The sequence below is a fragment of the Flavobacterium sp. H4147 genome (assembly GCF_029360735.1).
In the GTDB taxonomy this organism is placed as follows: Bacteria; Bacteroidota; Bacteroidia; order Flavobacteriales; family Flavobacteriaceae; genus Flavobacterium; species Flavobacterium endoglycinae.
The window spans coordinates 1-20,412 of the sequence record NZ_JARKNB010000002.1; the positions used below are offsets into that span (position 1 = coordinate 1).

At 32.7% G+C, this 20,412-nt stretch carries 17 protein-coding genes and 1 rRNA gene; 12 read left to right on the forward strand and 6 right to left on the reverse strand.

Annotated features, from left to right (window positions below; translation table 11 throughout):
* Positions 1 to 262: 262 nt before the first annotated feature.
* The 3 genes from rrf to P2W75_RS07815 all read left to right on the forward strand — a co-directional run bounded on the left by rrf (position 263) and on the right by P2W75_RS07815 (position 1,418).
* A 5S ribosomal RNA gene (rrf, locus tag P2W75_RS07805) occupies positions 263 to 371 on the forward strand.
* A gap of 143 nt (positions 372 to 514) precedes the next feature.
* Positions 515 to 967 carry a DUF1569 domain-containing protein gene (locus P2W75_RS07810; RefSeq protein ID WP_276379915.1) on the forward strand — a complete coding sequence of 151 codons (453 nt, stop codon included), beginning with the start codon at positions 515 to 517 and terminating at the stop codon, positions 965 to 967.
* 16 nt (positions 968 to 983) lie between these two features.
* Positions 984 to 1,418: a nuclear transport factor 2 family protein gene (locus P2W75_RS07815; protein WP_276379916.1), complete on the forward strand. Its 435-nt coding sequence runs from the start codon at positions 984 to 986 to the stop codon at positions 1,416 to 1,418.
* Between the two features lie 7 nt (positions 1,419 to 1,425).
* Here P2W75_RS07815 and nth read toward each other — a convergent pair whose 3' ends face one another.
* Positions 1,426 to 2,070 carry an endonuclease III gene (gene nth / locus P2W75_RS07820; protein WP_276379917.1) on the reverse strand — a complete coding sequence of 215 codons (645 nt, stop codon included), beginning with the start codon at positions 2,068 to 2,070 and terminating at the stop codon, positions 1,426 to 1,428.
* Positions 2,071 to 2,119: 49 nt separating this feature from the next.
* Positions 2,120 to 2,986: an alpha/beta hydrolase gene (locus P2W75_RS07825; RefSeq protein ID WP_276379918.1), complete on the reverse strand. Its 867-nt coding sequence runs from the start codon at positions 2,984 to 2,986 to the stop codon at positions 2,120 to 2,122.
* A gap of 119 nt (positions 2,987 to 3,105) precedes the next feature.
* On the opposite strand from P2W75_RS07825, the gene P2W75_RS07830 reads away from it, so the two are divergent.
* From P2W75_RS07830 to P2W75_RS07855, 6 genes are all read left to right on the forward strand, one after another.
* Positions 3,106 to 4,533 (forward strand): glycogen synthase, encoded by a 1,428-nt coding sequence (locus tag P2W75_RS07830; protein WP_276379919.1) that lies wholly within the window; start codon positions 3,106 to 3,108, stop codon positions 4,531 to 4,533.
* Complete coding sequence (locus P2W75_RS07835) at positions 4,523 to 5,803, forward strand: glucose-1-phosphate adenylyltransferase (protein ID WP_276379920.1); 1,281 nt, start codon at positions 4,523 to 4,525, stop codon at positions 5,801 to 5,803. Before P2W75_RS07830 ends, P2W75_RS07835 begins: the two co-directional genes overlap by 11 nt.
* Positions 5,804 to 5,869: 66 nt before the next feature.
* A complete protein-coding gene (glgB, locus tag P2W75_RS07840; RefSeq protein ID WP_276379921.1) occupies positions 5,870 to 7,774 on the forward strand; it encodes a 1,4-alpha-glucan branching protein GlgB in 1,905 nt (634 codons plus the stop codon).
* Between the two features lie 197 nt (positions 7,775 to 7,971).
* The gene (locus P2W75_RS07845; RefSeq protein ID WP_207296162.1) at positions 7,972 to 10,368 is read left to right on the forward strand and encodes a glycoside hydrolase family 31 protein; all 2,397 of its coding nucleotides are present in this window, start codon (positions 7,972 to 7,974) and stop codon (positions 10,366 to 10,368) included.
* A gap of 85 nt (positions 10,369 to 10,453) precedes the next feature.
* Complete coding sequence (locus tag P2W75_RS07850) at positions 10,454 to 11,263, forward strand: M48 family metallopeptidase (RefSeq protein WP_207296163.1); 810 nt, start codon at positions 10,454 to 10,456, stop codon at positions 11,261 to 11,263.
* Positions 11,264 to 11,421: 158 nt separating this feature from the next.
* Positions 11,422 to 12,744 carry an MFS transporter gene (locus tag P2W75_RS07855; protein WP_276379922.1) on the forward strand — a complete coding sequence of 441 codons (1,323 nt, stop codon included), beginning with the start codon at positions 11,422 to 11,424 and terminating at the stop codon, positions 12,742 to 12,744.
* A gap of 94 nt (positions 12,745 to 12,838) precedes the next feature.
* On the opposite strand, the gene P2W75_RS07860 is transcribed toward P2W75_RS07855, so the two are convergent.
* From P2W75_RS07860 to P2W75_RS07875, 4 genes are read right to left on the reverse strand one after another with little or no spacing between them, the layout of a single operon-like run.
* Complete coding sequence (locus P2W75_RS07860; protein ID WP_276379923.1) at positions 12,839 to 13,567, reverse strand: head GIN domain-containing protein; 729 nt, start codon at positions 13,565 to 13,567, stop codon at positions 12,839 to 12,841.
* Between the two features lie 20 nt (positions 13,568 to 13,587).
* Positions 13,588 to 14,646: a hypothetical protein gene (locus P2W75_RS07865; RefSeq protein ID WP_276379924.1), complete on the reverse strand. Its 1,059-nt coding sequence runs from the start codon at positions 14,644 to 14,646 to the stop codon at positions 13,588 to 13,590.
* Complete coding sequence (locus tag P2W75_RS07870; RefSeq protein WP_207296167.1) at positions 14,630 to 15,166, reverse strand: anti-sigma factor; 537 nt, start codon at positions 15,164 to 15,166, stop codon at positions 14,630 to 14,632. Before P2W75_RS07870 ends, P2W75_RS07865 begins: the two co-directional genes overlap by 17 nt.
* Positions 15,163 to 15,717 carry an RNA polymerase sigma factor gene (locus tag P2W75_RS07875; protein WP_276379925.1) on the reverse strand — a complete coding sequence of 185 codons (555 nt, stop codon included), beginning with the start codon at positions 15,715 to 15,717 and terminating at the stop codon, positions 15,163 to 15,165. Before P2W75_RS07875 ends, P2W75_RS07870 begins: the two co-directional genes overlap by 4 nt.
* Before the next feature lie 263 nt (positions 15,718 to 15,980).
* Between P2W75_RS07875 and lon the strand changes: the two genes are divergently transcribed.
* From lon to P2W75_RS07890, 3 genes are all read left to right on the forward strand, one after another.
* A complete protein-coding gene (gene lon, locus P2W75_RS07880) occupies positions 15,981 to 18,434 on the forward strand; it encodes an endopeptidase La (protein ID WP_276379926.1) in 2,454 nt (817 codons plus the stop codon).
* A 198-nt stretch (positions 18,435 to 18,632) separates the two neighbouring features.
* Positions 18,633 to 19,652, forward strand: coding sequence for a type IX secretion system protein PorQ (gene porQ / locus P2W75_RS07885; protein WP_207296170.1), 1,020 nt, complete (start codon positions 18,633 to 18,635; stop codon positions 19,650 to 19,652).
* Between the two features lie 5 nt (positions 19,653 to 19,657).
* Positions 19,658 to 20,257 carry a murein L,D-transpeptidase catalytic domain-containing protein gene (locus P2W75_RS07890; RefSeq protein ID WP_276379927.1) on the forward strand — a complete coding sequence of 200 codons (600 nt, stop codon included), beginning with the start codon at positions 19,658 to 19,660 and terminating at the stop codon, positions 20,255 to 20,257.
* Positions 20,258 to 20,412 lie beyond the last annotated feature (155 nt).

Below are 20,412 nucleotides of genomic sequence, written 5' to 3' on the forward strand. Positions count from 1 at the left end.
GAAGATGACCACGTTGATAGGCTATAGATGTAAAGGCAGTAATGTCATAGTCGAGTAGTACTAATAATCCGTAAGCTTATGCACACCCTTTTCCTCCCGGGCAGCCGGGAGGAGAGAACTTTCTAAAATAAGTCTTATTTGTTTCTTTATCCCAGTATGTTAAAATATCAGCCCGTCGCGGGCAGTCTTTAAACCGAAAGATTAAAGTAAAAAGCCGAAAGACTTTTAAACTTTATGACTTGCGGCTTTAGACTAACAGCCTTAAGGTGGTTATTGCGGCGGGGCTCACCTCTTCCCATCCCGAACAGAGAAGTTAAGCCCGCCTGCGCAGATGGTACTGCATATTGTGGGAGAGTATGTCGCCGCCTTTCTTTTTTAAAACCCTGTCCATACCGGACAGGGTTTTTTCGTTTTTAATGCTTTTAGAAAAATTCTGGTATAAATCTGATCTGTAGTTATGAGTTGTGCGAGAGAAATAATTCTTTATTTTTGTTTTATCTATTTTATTACAATTATGAAAAACATTTTCTCAAAAATTGGCTCTGATGAATTCTTAAATCGTATTAATCAATTAAAAATTGATTCACAACCTCTTTGGGGCAAAATGTCTGTTGATCAGATGCTCGCTCATTGCAATGTTATGTATGAAATGGTTTATGATAGTATCCACCCAAAACCAAATCCTTTTATAAGATTCATTTTAAGGTCATTCATAAAAGATAAAGTAGTAGATGAAACACCGTATAAAAAAAATATTCGAACAGCTCCTCAATTTATTATTACTGGGAATTGTAATTTTGATCTCGAGAAAGGGAGACTTATTAATTATATTATTAAAACTCAAGAATTAGGTGAGGGAGAATTTGAAGGAAAAGAATCTCTTTCATTTGGTAAACTAACTTCTAAGGAATGGAATAATATGTTTACAAAACATTTAGATCATCATTTTTCTCAGTTTGGGGTATAATTTAAATTTATTTGATATGAGGTTTTTTATTGTTTTATTTTTTATGTTTTTAGGCTGGTCGTCAAATGCTCAAAAAGATGAAGTTCAAAAATGTATTGAGACATTTTTTGAAGGATTTCATCAAAAAGATTCCATCAAAATGAAATCAGTTTGTTCTGATAAAATTATTTTACAATCGATAAGTGAAAGTTTAACAAAAGGGAATAAATTAAGTGACGAAAATGCTAAAGACTTTTATAAATCAATTTCAGAAATCCCTTCAAATCTTAAATTTCAGGAGAAAATATTGAGTTATTCTATTCAGATTGATGGTTCAATGGCTCACGTTTGGACTCCATATGAATTTTATCTAAATGATAAACGCAGTCACAGTGGTGTAAATGCTTTTACTTTGTTTAAAGAGAAAGATTCGTGGAAAATTATTTATTTAATTGATACACGAAGAAAATAATATTTTTCTATGCAATTTGTGTTGCATAATAGCAACAGATATCTTTTAAAAGACATTCAGGGCATTTTGGTTTTGGTCTACACGTTTCTCTGCCCAAAAAAGAGATCGCCATCCCAATTTCAGACCAAATGTTTTTAGGCAGTACCTGCATCAAATCTTTTTCTACTTTATTTCCATCCTTGCTTTCTTTTATAATTCCAATTCTTGGAGCAACACGAATTACATGTAAATCAGCAATTATCCCTTCTGCAGGTTTATTAGATTCTCTTAAAATAACGTTAGCTGATTTTCTTCCAATACCTTTCAAAGCAGTTAATTCTTTCATTGTTAAGGGAATATCTTTATCATTTTTAATTGTTTTAGCAATTTCAAGAATCCATTGTGCTTTGGTAGAATGATTTCGAACTTTTGTTACATACGGCATGAAGGTCTCTAAATCTGTTTCAGATAAATTTTTTAATGTTGGATATTTTTCAAATAGTGCAGGTGAAATGTTGTTAATATTAGCATCTGAATCTTGTGCCGATAAAATAACCATTACTAATAATTGGTAAATATTTTGATAATCAAGAGGATGTTTTTTTCCTTTATATTTCTTTAAAATGGGCTTTAGTTTAGTTTCCCAGTTTGATGCTTCTCCAAATAAATCCATTTTATAAAAGTTATAGTGTATTGTAAATCAAATATTTGTTTTATTAAAGTTAAGAATTTTTAATAAATTCCAGAATCTTTTTAATTACATTATGATTTCCTAAAATTTTTCGGTGTCCAAGCCCTTCAGTTAGCATCAAAGTACCATTTTTTAAATTCTGGTGAATGTGTATACCTGCTTTAACGGAAACTTCAGGATCATCATTATCATGTATTACCAAAACTGGAATTTCAATTTTTTGTGCAGCCTTATAAGCAGAGAAATCATCCATTTTTAATTGGTATTTATTTTCAAAGAAATCTCTCAAATTATGACCTAATTCTTTTTTTAATTCCATTTTAAAAATAAATTCATCTAATATATCTTGTACAATATCACCGCTTCCTATTATAACCGCTTTATTTACTTTTAGTCCATCTTTTATGGCATTCAAAACAGACATTCCGCCTAATGAATGTCCAATAGCTGCATCAAAAGGTCCAAAATGTTTTTCTATTTCTAATATTGAAGCAATAAATTCAGACATTATGGTGGTTTGTCCTTTAGATTTTCCGTGAGCTGGTGCATCAAAACTAATAGTTGAATAACCATTCTCTAATAATTCTTCAGCTATTTTAAACAATTGAGTTCCTCTTCCAGACCAGCCATGAACCAGTAAAATTTTGCGATCACTTTTTCCGTATTCATACGTTACGATATTTTTATCTATAGCTGGAACATGTATAATCTTTTGCTCGCTTTTACTATCCATTTGAAATTCTCTTTTCGGAATTTTATGTTTTATGGGTGTTGTAAAGATTTTTGAAGCAAATTTCGTAACTAATTTCGTAGAAAAAAACGCTAGAATTTTACCAGATATAATTATTAACTGTGGTATTTTTAATGATTTAATAGGATTTTCAGCCTTTTTTGTCATATCAATAAAATTATTTGTGGGGTTAGAATTTACTTATTTTTTCCTAAATTTAATAAAATCATAAATGTAGTATATTAATGATTTTGTACGATTAAAATAATTACAAATTAATTTTTGAAATGGAGATATTTCATATAAGTGCTGAATGTTACCCTATGGCAAAAGTGGGTGGTCTTGCAGATGTCGTAGGCGCTTTACCCAAATATCAGCAAGATGCTGGTCATGATGTTCGTGTTATTGTACCTTGTTATTCTACGAAATTTAGAACTGAAAATAAATTTGAATGTGTTCATTGGGGAACTGTAACGTTAGGAAACTTTAATTTTCCTTTTAGTGTTTTAAAAGAGTCTTCAGATAAATTAGGGTATGAATTATATCTTATTGAAATTAATGATTTGTTTGATCGTCCAAATATATATGGTTATGAAGATGACATTGAACGATTTTTATCTTTTCAAATAGCAGCGTTAGATTGGATTATCGCCAGAAATAAAATACCGGATATAATCAATTGTCATGATCATCATACGGGATTAATTCCATTTTTACTCCAGTTTGCTTATAAATATGAGAACTTACAAAATGTAAAAACTGCGATTACAATTCATAATGGTTTATACCAGGGTTGGTTTGGTTTTGATAAACTGTATTATCTGCCCGAATTTGATTTGAAACACGTTGGATTTTTAGAATGGAATCATTCCATTAATTCGCTGGCTGTTGGAGTTAAATGTGCCCATGCTGTTACTACAGTTTCTCCCAGCTATTTAAATGAAATTAATTATTCAGCTAATGGATTAGAATTGTTGTTTAATTCTGTTCGGAATAAATCAAAAGGAATTTTAAACGGAATAGATATTCAGGTTTGGAATCCTGCTTCAGATGTAATGATTGCTCAAAATTATTCAATTGAAACATTTGAAAATGGAAAAAAGAAAAATAAAGAAAAACTTTGTGAGCAGTTTGAATTAGATCCGTCTAAACCGCTTTTTAGCTTCATAGGACGTTTGTTTGAAGAAAAAGGCGGAGATTTATTACCACAAGCTTCAGCATTAGCTCTTTCAGAACATTTTGAGAATATCAATATTTTAATTCTCGGTTCAGGAAATTCAGAAATAGAATCGCAGTTGTCACAATTGCGAAATGATTATAAAGGAAATTATAATGTATTTATTGGCTATAATGAAGAATTAGCTCATTTGATTTATGCTGGTTCAGATTTTATTTTAATGCCTTCAAGAGTAGAGCCATGCGGATTAAATCAGATGTATGCTATGCGATACGGTACAATACCGATTGTGAGAAGAACAGGAGGTTTACGTGATACTGTAATTGATTTTGGAGATCATGGAAACGGTATATGTCATGACCAAGCTTCAGTTGGTGATATCTGTTATTCAATAAATCGGGCAGTGGGGTTGTATGAGGATAAAGAGAATTTCTATAAAGTTTTAAAAAGAGGAATGGCAGCAGATCATTCCTGGGAAAGAGTTTGCCAAGAATATATCGAAATATACAACCTAATAATTAAGAAAAATGAAATTTAAAAAGAAAAGTGTCGTTGCTATTATTTTAGGAGGTGGTCAGGGATCTCGTTTATTTCCTTTGACTGAAACAAGATCAAAACCTGCAGTTCCTATTGGAGGTAAATATCGTCTAGTTGACATTCCTATTTCAAACTGTATTAATTCTGATATATTTAAAATATTTGTTTTAACGCAGTTTAATTCGGCATCTTTAAATGCTCATATAAAAAACACCTTTAATTTTAGTATTTTCAGCCAGTCATTTGTTGATATTTTAGCTGCAGAACAAACTCCTGATAATCCAACTTGGTTTCAAGGAACTGCAGACGCTGTAAGACAATGTATGTCGCATTTTTTGAAACACGATTTTGATCACGCCTTAATTTTATCAGGAGATCAATTGTATCAGATGGATTTCAATGAAATGCTGGAAGCTCATATTGCTGCTGATGCCGAAATTTCAATTGCGACTCTTCCGGTAAATTCTAAAGACGCTCCTGAATTTGGAATTTTAAAAACAGATCACGAAAATAATATCCATGCCTTTATCGAAAAACCAAATGCTTCTCTATTGCCAGAATGGGAATCGGAAGTAAGTGAGCAAATGCAGCAAAAAGGGAAAAAATACTTGGCTTCTATGGGAATTTATATTTTCAATAAGTCATTGCTTGAGGAATTAATGGCAAATCCCGAAACGAAAGATTTTGGAAAAGAGATTATTCCGCAGGCTGTTGGAAAACATAAAATTCTAAGTTATCAATATGAAGGGTATTGGACAGATATTGGAAATATTGAATCATTCTTTGAAGCTAATATTGGTTTAACGGCCGATATTCCTGAGTTTAATTTATTTGATAACGAAAATAAAATCTTTACAAGACCACGTTTATTACCGCCTTCTAAATTTAGAAATTCTATCATTAATCAATCTTTAATTTCGGAAGGTTGTATCATTAATGCCAAAGAAATTAAAAGTTCAGTAATTGGTATTCGTTCGCGTATTGGCGAAGGAACGGTTTTAGAAAACTGCTATGTAATGGGGAACGATTTTTATCAGGATCTTGACGAAATGAATCACGATGCGGCTATCAATAAAGTTCATGTGGGAATTGGTGAAAATTGTTTTATCAAAAACGCATTGATCGATAAAAATGTCCGAATAGGAAATAATGTTCATATTTCTGGAGGAAAACATCTTGACAATTTTACGAACGAATTATATAGTATTAAAGACGGAATTATTGTGGTGAAAAAAGGAGTAACCCTTTCAGATAACTTCAGGATTGAATAAATTGTCTGTTTTCAATATTTAAATTCCCAATTCAAAAAAACAAATTCAATTATTGCCTAATAAAATATGAGTAAAGTAATTTCACATTCCCTTTTTACTGATTTTGATATAGATTTATTCAAAGCCGGAAAGCATTTTAAACTCTATGAAAAATTAGGTGCTCATTTAATTGAAGTTGATGGAGTAAAAGGCGTTTATTTTGCCGTTTGGGCTCCCACAGCAAAATCTGTTTCGGTGGTTGGTGATTTTAATTATTGGGTTCAAGGCGAACATCATTTGAATGTAAGATGGGATTCTTCGGGAATTTGGGAAGGATTTATTCCAGAAGTTTCTAAAGGTTCACTTTATAAATATAAAATTCAATCGCATATTGACGGAGTTGTAACAGAAAAAGCAGACCCTTTTGCTTTGTATTGCGAAAAACCTCCTCATACAGCGTCGGTTATATGGGATTTGGACTATAATTGGAAAGATGAAAATTGGATGCACACTCGTGAACAATTTAATGCATTAGATAAACCGTATTCAGTTTACGAAGTGCATTTAGGTTCATGGCGAAGAGCAGAGCATAATCGATTTTTGTCGTATTTAGAACTCGCAGATGAACTGGTTAAATATGTAAAAGAAACTGGTTTTACGCATGTTGAATTTATGCCGATTATGGAATATCCATATGATCCTTCATGGGGATATCAGCTTACAGGTTATTTTGCACCGACTTCCCGTTTTGGAAAACCACAGGATTTTATGGTTTTAGTCGACAGACTGCATCAAGAAGGAATTGGCGTAATTTTAGACTGGGTTCCTTCACATTTTCCAGAAGATGGACATGGTTTGGGTTTTTTCGACGGATCGCATTTATACGAACACCCTGATCGCAGAAAAGGTTATCATCCTGATTGGAAGAGTTTAGTTTTTAATTATGGAAGAAATGAAGTCCGGGCTTTTTTAATCAGTAATGCCATTTTTTGGTTACAGCACTATCATATTGACGGATTGCGTGTTGATGCCGTTGCTTCGATGCTGTATCTTGATTATTCTAGAAATGAAGGAGAATGGGAAGCCAATATATATGGAGGAAGAGAGAATCTTGACAGCATAAGTTTTCTTAAAGAATTCAATGAAGTAATCTATTCTAATTTTTCAGGAGTTCAGACTATTGCAGAAGAAAGTACATCGTTTTCAATGGTTTCAAGACCAACTTCTATAGGAGGTTTAGGTTTTGGAATGAAATGGATGATGGGCTGGATGCACGATACTTTAAAATATTTTCAAAAAGAAACGGTCTATCGCAAATACCATCAAAATGACTTGACGTTTTCGATGACGTATGCTTTTACTGAAAATTTTATGCTTCCGTTTTCACACGATGAAGTGGTGTACGGAAAAAAATCGCTTATCTACAAAATGCCTGGCGACGAATGGCAGCGTTTTGCCAACCTGAGACTTATATATGGCTATATGTTTACACACCCAGGAACTAAACTTTTATTTATGGGAGCTGAGTTTGGACAAACCAATGAATGGAATTTTCAAAATAGTCTCGATTGGCATTTATTAGAATATGACTACCACTCTGGAATTAAAAGATTAATTACGGATTTAAATGCTCTTTATAAATCATATCCTGCTTTATATGAAAAACAATTTACAGGAGATGGTTTTGAATGGATTAATTATTCAGATCATCAAAATGCCATTCTTTCCTATATCCGAAAAGGAAATAATCCAAATGAAAAAGTAATTATTGTATGCAATTTCACTGAAGTTGTACGAGAAAATTACCGAATTGGAATTCCTGAAAATGTAAAAATACAAGCCATTTTCAATAGCGATAAAACTATTTATGGCGGAAGTGGTATAGAGATTCCAAATCAGCTTAAAATTGATTCTATATCGTATGACGGAAGAGATTTTTCGGCAGAATTAACACTGCCGCCGCTAAGTATTACTATATATTCTTATTCATAAAGAATCTAAATTCTCTTTAATAGCATTTTATTATTTTATGGTTCTTAAATTGTCGATTTTTCGATTTTTTGAAGTCTAATTTACTACTCATTCAGAAAAAACGTTTTCGTTAATAAACCTTTTATTCATAGAGGTTTACCAAGTTTTTTTGTATGTTTGAAAGAAAGACCAGAGTTATAAATTAATTCATTTGCGATATGATTACAAATACATCATTAGAATATAAAGGCGATTTATATCCGTCAAAAGTCGTTTCGTATGAACATGAGGGAGATTCCATATTTTTTCATACAGACAATAAAGTAATCTTAAAGGTTACCATTCTCCGCGACAGCCTTATTCGATTTCGTTTTACAACAAAAGGCTATTTTAGTAATGATTTTTCGTATGCAATTGATAAAACCCAGCTTCACGGATATAATTTTTTGGAAGTTACTGAAGAAGAAACGCTTTATCAAATCAGAACCAGTAAAGTAAAATGTAAAATCCAGAAATCAGATCTTCGTTTGTCTATTTACGATTTAAATGATTTTTTGATACTAGAAGACGAATTAGGTTTTCATTGGGAAGAAAGCTATGAATACGGTGGAAACATTGTAAAAATGAGCAAATATTCGAAAGACGGAGAATGTTATTATGGTCTTGGGGATAAAGCGACTCAAATGAATCTGAAAGGTAAAAGAGTTGAGAATTTTGCAACCGATCAGTATGCTTATCAAAAAGATCAGGAACCTTTATATAAAGTAGTACCGTTTTATATTGGTCTTCATAACAAACAATCTTACGGAATTTTCTTTGACAATACTTTTAGAACATTCTTTGATTTTTGTCAGGAAAGAAGAAATATTACCAGTTTTTGGGCAGAAGGAGGCGAGATGAACTATTATTTCGTTTACGGACCGCAAATGCAGGATGTCGTGACCACTTATACCGATTTAACAGGAAAACCTGAATTACCGCCGCTTTGGGTTTTAGGATATCACCAATGTAAATGGAGTTATTATCCAGAAAGCAAAGTCAAAGAAATCACTTCGAAATTTAGAGAACTTCAAATTCCTTGTGATGCCATTTATCTGGATATTGATTATATGGATGGTTTTCGATGTTTTACATGGAATAATAATTATTTTCCAGATCCCAAAAAGATGGTTGCTGAATTAGCCGAAGATGGTTTTAAAACAGTAGTTATCATTGATCCCGGAATTAAAATTGATAAAGATTATTGGGTTTATAAAGAAGCTCTTGAAAAAGATTATTTCTGCAAAAGAGCCGATGGCCCATATATGAAAGGAAAAGTCTGGCCGGGAGAATGTAATTTTCCTGATTACACAAATCCCGCTGTTAGAGAATGGTGGGCAGGATTATTTAAAGAATTGATTTCAGATATTGGAGTAAAAGGAGTTTGGAACGACATGAACGAACCAGCTGTTATGGAAGTGCCCAATAAGACATTCCCAATGGATGTCCGTCATTTTTATGATGGCAATCCTTGCAGTCATAGAAAAGCGCACAATATTTACGGCACACAAATGGCAAGAGCCACTTATCATGGTGTAAAACGTTTTGCTTATCCCAAACGTCCGTTTGTAATTACACGATCAGCATATTCGGGTGCTCAGCGTTATACATCTTCGTGGACAGGTGACAATGTTGCTACTTGGGAACATTTGTGGATTGCAAATATTCAGGTACAGAGAATGTCTATTTCGGGAATGGGATTTACAGGTTCTGATATTGGCGGTTTTGCTGAACAGCCAACAGGAGAATTGTACGCGCGCTGGATTCAGCTTGGAGTTTTTCATCCGTTCTGTAGAACGCATTCTTCTGGAGATCATGGAAATCAAGAACCTTGGTCTTTTGACGAGGAAGTAATCAATATTACCAGAAAGTTTGTGAATCTTCGCTATCAATTACTGCCGTATTTGTATACAATGTTTTGGCAGTACATTGAAGAAGGAATTCCAATGTTAAAACCGTTAGTGTATTTCGACCAAGACGATACACAGACACATTACCGCAATGATGAGTTTGTGTTTGGAAATCAAATTTTGGTTTGTCCTATACTTGAACCTAATGCTGTAGGTAGACGTATGTATATTCCTAGAGGAGAATGGTATAACTATTGGACAAACGAACTATTTGTTGGAGGCAGGGAAATCTGGATTGATACGAAATTTGATGAAATTCCGCTTTTTGTAAAAGCGGGTGCTATTATTCCAAAATATCCAGTGCAGCAATATGTAGGTGAAATTGAATTTGACGAATTAACATTGGATATTTATTATAAAAATGGAAAAGAAAGTTCCAGTATTTATGAAGATGCTCAGGATGGTTATGATTATAAAAAAGGACGTTTTAGCTTTTTATCTTTAAGAACTATTGGAAAAGAAAAAGAACTAATTGTACAGCTTCATAAAGAGGGTAAATACGATACACCGTACAGTAAATATAAAATCAACCTGATTGGACTTCCATTTCAAGTTACAGAAATTGAAATCGACAATGAAAAAGTAGATTTTGAAAAAGTTCGCTTTGAGAATAATTATTTAATTGTTGATAAAGAATTTAATGAATTGCATATTGTAGGTGAATAAATAAAAATTCTGATATTTTTTCAGCGTATTGTATAAAGCATTATTTCCTATTAATTGTATTTTTGTATGAAAAATAGCTTGAATTATGAAAAAATATTTGTTTTTAGGAATTTTCGGAGCGCTTGCAGTGGCATGCGCAACCAATCCAATTACAGGAAAACAAAATTTAAATTTTGTTTCAAATAGTGAATTATTTCCATCTTCTTTTCAACAATACAATCAGTTTATATCTGAAAATAAAGTCATAACTGGAACTTCAGATGCAAAACTTGTTGAAAAAGTTGGATATAGAATTAAGGCTGCTGCCGAAAAATATTTAAATTATTTAGGTCAAACACAGTATCTAAAAGATTATCGCTGGGAATACAAGCTGGTTGATAATAAAGAAGTAAACGCTTGGTGTTTACCTGGAGGAAAAATTGTTGTCTATTCTGGAATCCTGCCTGTCACGCAAAATGAATCTGGTTTAGCAACTGTTATGGGACATGAAGTTTCTCATGCTCTAGCAAATCACGGTGCGCAAAGAATGTCTGCAGCACAATTGCAGCAAATAGGAGGAGCGGCTTTAGGAGCTGCAACTAGCGGAAAATCTGAAGCAACTCAACAGATATTTGCACAAGCTTACGGAATTGGTTCTGAAGTTGGAGTCATGCTCCCATTCAGTAGAAGCAACGAAAGCGAGGCTGATAAAATCGGATTAACTTTAATGGCAATTGCAGGTTATAATCCAGAGGATGCAGTGGCATTTTGGAGTAGAATGTCTGCCAAATCAGGAGGTTCTGGAACACCAGAATTTATGAGTACGCACCCGTCAGATGCAACAAGAATTGCCAACATCAAAGCTTTAGTTCCAGAAGCAAAAGCAATTGCACTAAAAGTGGGAACTATCAAATAAATCATATTGCACTCAAAAAAAACTTAAAAGCTATTCATTTTAGAATGGCTTTTTTGTTTTAAAGATGTTCATGATTTAATAATGTATGATTTGAATAATTTCTGTTTGTTTATCATAAAAAATAGATAAATTCGTAGCGCATTAATAAAACCATTTCTATGAAAAACCTACCAAAAGGAGACAAGAAATTATTAAATGCCTGGGCATTTTATGACTGGGCAAATTCCGTTTACACCTTGACTATTGCATCTGCAGTATTCCCAATTTTTTATGAAGCATTATTTAGTGATCGCGATCATTATATTGATGTTTTTGGAATGCATCTTAAAAACTCAGCATTAATAAGTTTTATTACAGCAGCAGCATTTTTAGTAGTTTCTTTTATTTCGCCTTTATTATCAGGTATCGCGGATTATGTTGGTAACAAAAAATCATTCATGAAATTTTTCTGTTACATGGGAGCTTTATCCTGCATGGGGTTATATTGGTTTGATTTGGATAATATTTATATTGGATTGTTGTTTTACTTTCTTGGACTTCTTGGTTTCTGGGGAAGCTTGGTGTTTTATAATTCTTATCTTCCCGATATTGCTTTTGAAGAGCAGCAGGATAAAATTAGTGCCAAAGGATATTCTTTAGGATATATTGGAAGCGTGATTTTACTAATAATTAATTTAGCAATGATCATGAAACCAAAACTCTTTGGAATCACAGGAACAGATGGCGAAGCAGCAATGAAAGCAATGCGTTATTCGTTTGTAATGGTAGGAGTTTGGTGGATTTTATTTAGTCAATATACCTATTACTATCTTCCAAAAGGTAGTAAAGAAGGAAATAAATTAACTAAAAGTGTTGTTTTTAATGGCTTTAAAGAACTTAAAAAAGTCTGGGCAGCATTGAAAAATATCACACCTTTAAAACGTTATTTAGGAGGATTTTTTGTTTCAAGTATGGCTGTGCAGACTGTAATGCTTGTGGCAACTTATTTTGGAGCTCAGGAAATTCAATGGTCAAGTAAAGATGAAAGCACAATTGGGCTGATTATCTGTATCTTATTAATACAGATAATTGCAGTGTTTGGGGCAATTCTTACTTCTCGCGCTTCTGCTAAATGGGGAAATATTCCAACATTGATTTTTATTAATACTTTGTGGGCTATTTTTTGTGCCTTAGCTTTTTTTATTACACTTCCAATTCATTTTTACGCAATGGCAGCAGCAATTGGTTTAGTAATGGGAGGAATTCAAGCATTATCTCGTTCGACGTATTCCAAATTATTACCGGAAACCGAGGACACAACTTCATTTTTTAGTTTTTACGATGTTGCAGAAAAAATAGGAATCGTAATTGGAATGTGTGTTTACGGAATTATCGATCAAATTACAGGAAGTCCTCGCGCAGCGATTGTTATTTTGGCTATTTTCTTTATAACGGCCATTTTCCTATTGAGAAGAGTTCATAAAAAAGACGTTTCAAATTAATTGAAACGTCTTCTTAAATAATTTAAATATCACGAAAAGCAAAGATTTTGATTGATGATGATTTTTGAAATTCGTGATATTTTTATTTGTATAATTAACCTTTTATAATACTTCCAGATCCTGAAACTTTCACGTCTTTTTTCTCAGGATTACCTAAATATCTAATATTTCCTGAACCAGCCACTCTTGCTGTTAAACTTTCATTGCAGGTTACTTTACTATTACCAGATCCCGAAACATTTGCTTCAACAATTTTAGATTTTAAATTAGAAGCGTCAACATCTCCAGAACCCGAAAGTTTTGTTGAAAATGTATCTGCAGTTCCTTTTAAGTGAACATTTCCTGAACCGCTAACACTTAATTCTAGCGTATTCACATCTACTGGAAGATTGAAGTCTCCAGATCCTGATAATTTAACTGCAAATTTATCACTCTTAATTACATCTTTTGACTGGATTTCTCCAGAACCAGCAAGACTTACTTCCGAAATTTTTTCAAAAGGAACTGTAATTTGAATGCTGTTTCCATTGCTCGGACGAATATTGGTAAATCTTTCAATATAAATTTTAAGCGAATTATTTTCTACTTCCACTTTAATAGCAGACAATAAATTTTCTTCACCTTTTATTGTGATTTTGCCTTCTTTTCCAGCTACTAAATTGACATCGAAGAAACCTGAAATTTTAATACCATTATAATCTCCTGTATTTCTAGTTTCTGTAACTACTTTACCGTTTCCATTTAATTTGTTTCTGTCTTGTGCCTTAGCCGAACTGTTTATAAAAAATAAAGTTAAAGCTAAAAGTAAAATTGACTTTTTCATTGTTTTGATTTTTTAGATGATTAATTTTTAATTAAAGAAATGTTCCCGTAGGTCGAAGTTATATTAACTCTGTTTTGACCTTTTCTTTTATAATAACCGCTTATTCTTTTGGTATTGCTTTTGGCTTCAGAAGTTAAAATTTCTAAAGTATTATCATGTTTGATGTTTGAATATCGGGTAGAAATATCAAAATCAAAAGCATAATTTGGTGCATATCCTAATGAAATATCGGTGTAACCTGAATTAATGCTAACATTGCCCGCTTTGTCATTCATGGTGCCAATATTAATTTTGCTGTAATTTGTATCGAAATTAAGATTGTTCGAGATTTCCCCAATTGAAATAGTTAGATAATTTCCAGATCCATTTAAAGAGTTGATTTTTTGGAATTTAAAAGTTCCATAATTGCAATCATACTTAATGTTTTGTCCTTCATTAAGATTAATATCAGTATAATTGGCGTTTAAATTGAGATTGCCCGAATCGTTTATTTTTAGACCAGAATAACGGGCATCAATATTTCCGCCTTTAATAAAATCAATACTTGAATTTTGGCAGTATGCAATTTCAATTTGATTACTAGAACCGTTAAGTTTTCCTAAACTAACTTTTCCGTATTTGCAGTTTATATCTGCTGCAGCTTCTAGATTTAAAGTAGAGATATTACCATATTTGTTGGCTAGCTTTACAGAACCATTTTTAGGGATTTTAATCACATAATTAATTTCGAAGCTATTGTTGCTTCCTCTGCTTTTAAACGAAGAATTTCCAATATTTGTAACAGCGCTAACCAACGATTTCAAAGCTGTAATTTCAACATCAATACTGTTTAAACGTTCGTTTACCCAGTTTTCATTGCCGCCATTTACTTTTATAGTAATATCAAGATCGATTTTATCCTCGTCCCAGGTTGATACAGAGATATTTCCATATTTGTTGTCAATGTCAATTCCGGCATTAGAATTTACGATATACGTTTTTTTGATATTTTTTTGCTTTGTAATATAAGTGTCATCATTTGAGAATCCTAAAAAAGGAATCAAAAGCAATAAGATTATTAAATTATAATGTTTTTTCATCAGATGTGTTTTTTAGTTTTTCATTTTCTTCAATTCGCTGTAAAACCGTCTGCAGAAAAGAAATTCGAGTCTGCAGATTGCTTATCATAGCATAAATGATTTGTTTGTTTTCTCCGTTTTTTTGAACCTCTTTAATGATCTTTTCATAATCAGCATCAAAAACTTTCATTTGTTTCAATGCGTCATTAATAATTTGCTCATTTTCTGGAGAACTTTTTTCTTTTAATTTAACCAGCTCATTCTCGATCAAAATATTGAAGATAGAATCCGTACGTTTCGTTTCTTGCGAAGCAAACTTGAATTCTTTTGGCTTTTCGTCTTGGTTATAAAACAGAGACACACCCAAAAGCAGCGCGATAGAAGCAGCAATGGCCCAGCCGGCATAATTCCTTTTTTTAGGTTGTTTTTTATTCAATTTATTTAAGAAATCAACTTGATGGTCTGGATTTAATTCCTGAATGTCCCATTGATTTTCAAATTGGTTAAATAGTTGATCTAATTCGTCATTTTCCTTTTTCATATATCTTCTAATTTTTTTCGTAAACTTTCTTTAGCCCTGCTTAGAGTGGTTCTGCAATTGGCGTAGCTTATATTCAATATTTCACAGATTTCTTCCTGATCGTAACCTTCAATATAAAAGAGCGTCAAAACCATTCTGTAATTATCTTTCAGGCCCGAAATGGTATCTAAAACCTGCTTCACTTTAAGCGAATTCAGGTCGATACTTTCAGACAATATAGAATCGTTTTCTTCTATTTTGAAAAGGGTCTTGTTCAGGTCTTCCATCTGGAAAGCATTGTTTTTCTTATAAAAATCAATACTATAATTAATAATGATTCTTTTAAGCCATGCTCCAAAAGCGACTTCCTGTTTATAATCGTTTATTTTTGTAAAAGCTTTCAAAAAACCTTCTTGCATGACGTCTTGCGCAAAGTGTTCGTCTTTTACAATACGAAACGCTACGTTGTACATAGCTTTACTGTAACGATTGTAAACTTCAAACTGTGCTTTTTGATTTTGGTTTTTACAAAGCGCGATTAATTCTTCGATATTTTGATTAGTTATACTCAAGTATTGGCTGCTAGTTTTTTATAATGACTTTACATTTTTTTATTTGTTACACTTTTGATAAAAATAATTTTATTTTTTTTGAGAATAATTTAAAACCGCTATTTAATCGCATTTCAAAACTGACGTTTTTTGGATTTGGCATAATGATTGTCTATTTTTACCACCTATCTTATAAATACAACGTTTATTAGATTTTAAAGCTTTTAGAAGGCTGTATGCGATAGAGATTGAACTTTTAATGACAAAACGACTTATATACTATTATGTCAAATCATAAAATACTTACTATTGACAATCTGTCACTTCAAGAATTCGATTCGGAAGCAGAATTAATTCCGTTATTGACTCCTGAAGACGAGGAAGAAATGAATAATGAAGAACTTCCTGTTTCTCTGCCAATTTTACCTTTACGAAATACAGTATTGTTTCCGGGTGTGGTTATTCCCATTTCTGCCGGAAGAGACAAATCTATTAAATTAATCAATGATGCCAATGCAGGCGGAAAAATCATTGGTGTTGTTTCCCAGATTAACGAAGAAGATGAAGATCCGTCAAAAGACGATATTCATACGATAGGAACAGTTGCAAGAATTCTGCGTGTTTTGAAAATGCCCGATGGAAATGTAACTGTCATTCTACAAGGAAAAAAACGTTTCGAAATTGATGAAGTAGTTTCGGAAGAACCTTATATGACTGCACATATAAAAGAAGTAGGAGAAACACGTCCAGAAGAAAACGACAGTGAATTTACTGCTATTTTAGATTCAGTTAAAGAATTAGCCATTCAAATTATCAAGGAAAGTCCAAATATTCCATCAGAAGCAACTTTTGCTATTAAAAACATTGAAAGCCAGTCGTTTTTAATCAATTTTGTTTCTTCAAATATGAATTTATCTGTAAAAGAAAAACAAGGTCTTTTATCGATAAATGGTTTAAAGGAACGTGCTTTGGAAACCTTACGTTATATGAATGTTGAACTTCAAAAATTAGAATTGAAGAACGATATTCAGTCAAAAGTTCGTTTTGATTTAGATCAGCAGCAAAGAGAATATTTCCTTCACCAGCAAATGAAAACCATTCAGGAAGAATTGGGAGGCGTTTCGCAGGAAGAAGAAATGGACGAAATGGGCTTAAAAGCCAAAACCAAAAAATGGGACGAAAAAACGCAGAAACATTTCGAAAAAGAATTGTCAAAAATGCGTCGTATGAATCCACAGTCACCTGATTTTGGAATTCAGCGTAACTATTTAGAGTTATTTTTAGAATTGCCTTGGGGCGAATATTCTAAAGATAAATTCGATTTGAAACATGCTCAGAAAATATTAGATAAAGATCATTTTGGACTTGACGAAGTTAAGAAAAGAATGATCGAACATTTAGCAGTTTTAAAATTGCGAAATGACATGAAATCCCCAATTATATGTTTAACTGGACCTCCGGGAGTTGGTAAAACTTCTATTGGACGTTCTGTGGCAGAAGCGTTAGGCCGCGAATATGTTCGAATTTCATTAGGCGGTTTACGTGATGAAGCTGAGATTCGCGGACACAGAAAAACCTATATTGGCGCCATGCCGGGAAGAATCATTCAGAGTTTGAAAAAAGCAGGAACATCAAATCCTGTATTTATTCTGGATGAGATTGATAAATTATCAAGCGGACACAGTGGAGATCCTTCTTCTGCTTTACTTGAAGTTTTAGATCCGGAACAAAACAATGCTTTTTATGATAATTTCCTTGAAATGGGATACGATTTATCGAAAGTAATGTTTATTGCGACTTCAAACAATATGGCAGCGATTCAGCCTGCTTTGCGTGACAGAATGGAAGTAATCAAAATGTCAGGTTATACAATTGAAGAAAAAGTTGAAATTGCAAAAAGACACCTTTTCCCAAAACAATTGGAAGCACACGGTTTAACTGCTAAAGATTTAACCATTGGAAAAAAACAATTAGAAAAAATTGTGGAAGGCTATACTCGTGAATCTGGTGTTCGTAATCTAGAAACTAAAATTGCTCAAGTAATTCGTAACGCTGCAAAAGCTGTAGCAATGGAAGAGGAGTACAATAAAAAAGTAACTGATGAAGATATTGTAAAAGTTTTAGGCGTTCCAAGATTAGAACGTGACAAATACGAAAACAACGATGTTGCCGGAGTCGTTACAGGTTTGGCTTGGACAAGTGTTGGAGGAGATATTTTATTTATTGAATCATTAATTTCTGAAGGAAAAGGAGCTTTAACGCTTACTGGAAACCTTGGGAATGTAATGAAAGAATCGGCTACAATTGCACTTGAATACATAAAAGCAAATGCTAAAAAGTTAGGTTTATCAATAGAATTATTTCAGAAATACAACATTCACCTGCACGTTCCAGAAGGGGCAACTCCAAAAGACGGACCAAGTGCTGGTATTGCAATGCTTACTTCTTTAGTTTCATTATTGACACAAAAGAAAGTGAAGAAAAACTTGGCCATGACCGGAGAAATTACACTTCGAGGAAAAGTACTTCCAGTTGGCGGTATTAAAGAGAAAATCTTAGCAGCCAAAAGAGCTGGTATAAAAGAAATCATCCTATGCCACGAAAATAAAAGTGATATTGACGAAATTAAAGCAGAATATTTAGAAGGTCTTTCTTTTCATTATGTAAAAGAAATGAGCGAAGTATTAGGAATTGCACTTACAGATCAAAATGTAAAAAATGCTAAAGTGCTAAAATAATTTCAAACTTAAAATACTTTAAAATCCAAATTCCAATTCAATGGGGTTTGGATTTTTTTATGAGTATATAGTTATGGTTTGTGACTCTTAACTTGCTATTTGGATATAATTCAAAGCGTAGTATTAAAATTATTTTTTCAGGTATATAATTTTATATTTGTATTTGCGTTATTCCCACATAGGAACGCCACTAAGAGAATGTTAAAACACTATGTTTTATTTTTACTGATATCAGTTTGTTCGGCTTCGTTCGGGCAGATTGGTGGGCGTTACACGTATCAATTTCTTAATCTTACCACCAATCCACGTCAAGCAGCTTTGGGTGGAAAAACAATCACCATTTACGATGAAGATGTCAACCAGGCAATGTCAAATCCGGCAGCGTTAAATGAAGATATGGACAATCATCTAGGTCTAAATTATGGAAACTATTATGGCGAAGCTTCTTATGGAACAGCTTCTTATGCATATACTTACGACCGACATGTACAGACTTTTTACGCAGGTATAAACTATGTAAACTACGGATCATTTGAAGGTTATGATGAAAACGGACAGAAAACTTCGGATTTTACAGGAAGTGAAGGCGCACTATCGCTGGGCTATGCTTATAATGTGCCTTTTACAGATCTTCATATTGGTGCTAATGTAAAGTTAATAACTTCAACCTTAGAAAGTTATAATTCATTTGGTGCTGCGATTGATTTAGGTTTTTTATATGTAATTGAAAAAAATAACGTAAATTTGGCTCTGGTAATCAGAAACATAGGTACGCAATTTAGAACGTACGCAGGAATACAGGAGAATTTGCCCTTTGAGATAACTGCTGGAGCTTCGCAAGAATTAGAGCATGTTCCTATTCGCTGGCATCTTACGCTAGAGAATTTACAGCAATGGAATATATCTTTTTCTAATCCCGTACGCGGAGAAACCAATATTGATGGATCAACTAGCAGTGAAAAAGTCTCTTTTGTAAATAACGCATTACGACATGTTGTTTTTGGGGTTGAATTATTTCCCCAGAAAGCAGTCAATCTGCGTTTAGGATACAACTTCAGGAGAGGAGAGGAATTACGCGTGGAAGAACAACGCAATTTTTCAGGAATATCATTAGGATTTGGATTGCGAATGAATAAATTAAAATTTAATTATTCATATTCCAGATATACATTAGCAGGCAATACAAGTCTTTTTGGTTTAATTTTAAATTTTCAATAGCCTATATGAAAACACTTGGTTTGTTTTTGTTTATGACAGTAGGCGTTTTTACGGGTTCAAAACACTACTTCAATAAAGAATCTATTACAAGCGTAGAAATCGAAAGAATCAACAGCAGAATAGACGATATTAAAAATATGATCGATACCGATCATAAATACAATACCAAAATTGCTTTTTTGGTAGATATGAGAGTACCTTCAGGAAAAAACCGATTTTTTGTTTACGATCTTCAAAAAAATGAAGTTATCGATCAAGGGCTTGTGGCTCACGGTTCAGGATCTGAAACAGGAGTGAAGGGAATACTTAAATTTAGTAATACTCCCAATTCAAACTGTACCGCTTTAGGTAAATATACCATCGAGAAATGTTATAAAGGAATATTTGGGAAAGCATACAAACTTAATGGACTAGATGAAACCAATAATAATGCTTTAAAAAGAGCAATCGTACTACATTATTATTCTGCTGTACCTTATGGCGAACAAGATTATTACATAAGTAATAGTCATGGCTGCCCGATGGTAAATGAGCAGTTTTTTAAAAGAATTGAAAAGATAATTGACGGCTCTAAATCGAAAATTATATTGGATATTTATTACTAAATATTTAATTCTGAAAAGATATTATAAAAATAAAACCTTTTATGATCGTATGATATATGATTATAGAAGGTTTTTTTGCTTAAATTGATCTTTAAGATAATGTCTATAAGAAAAAGTTTAATAGTATCCAGTATTCAATTTAAAAAGAAAGATGG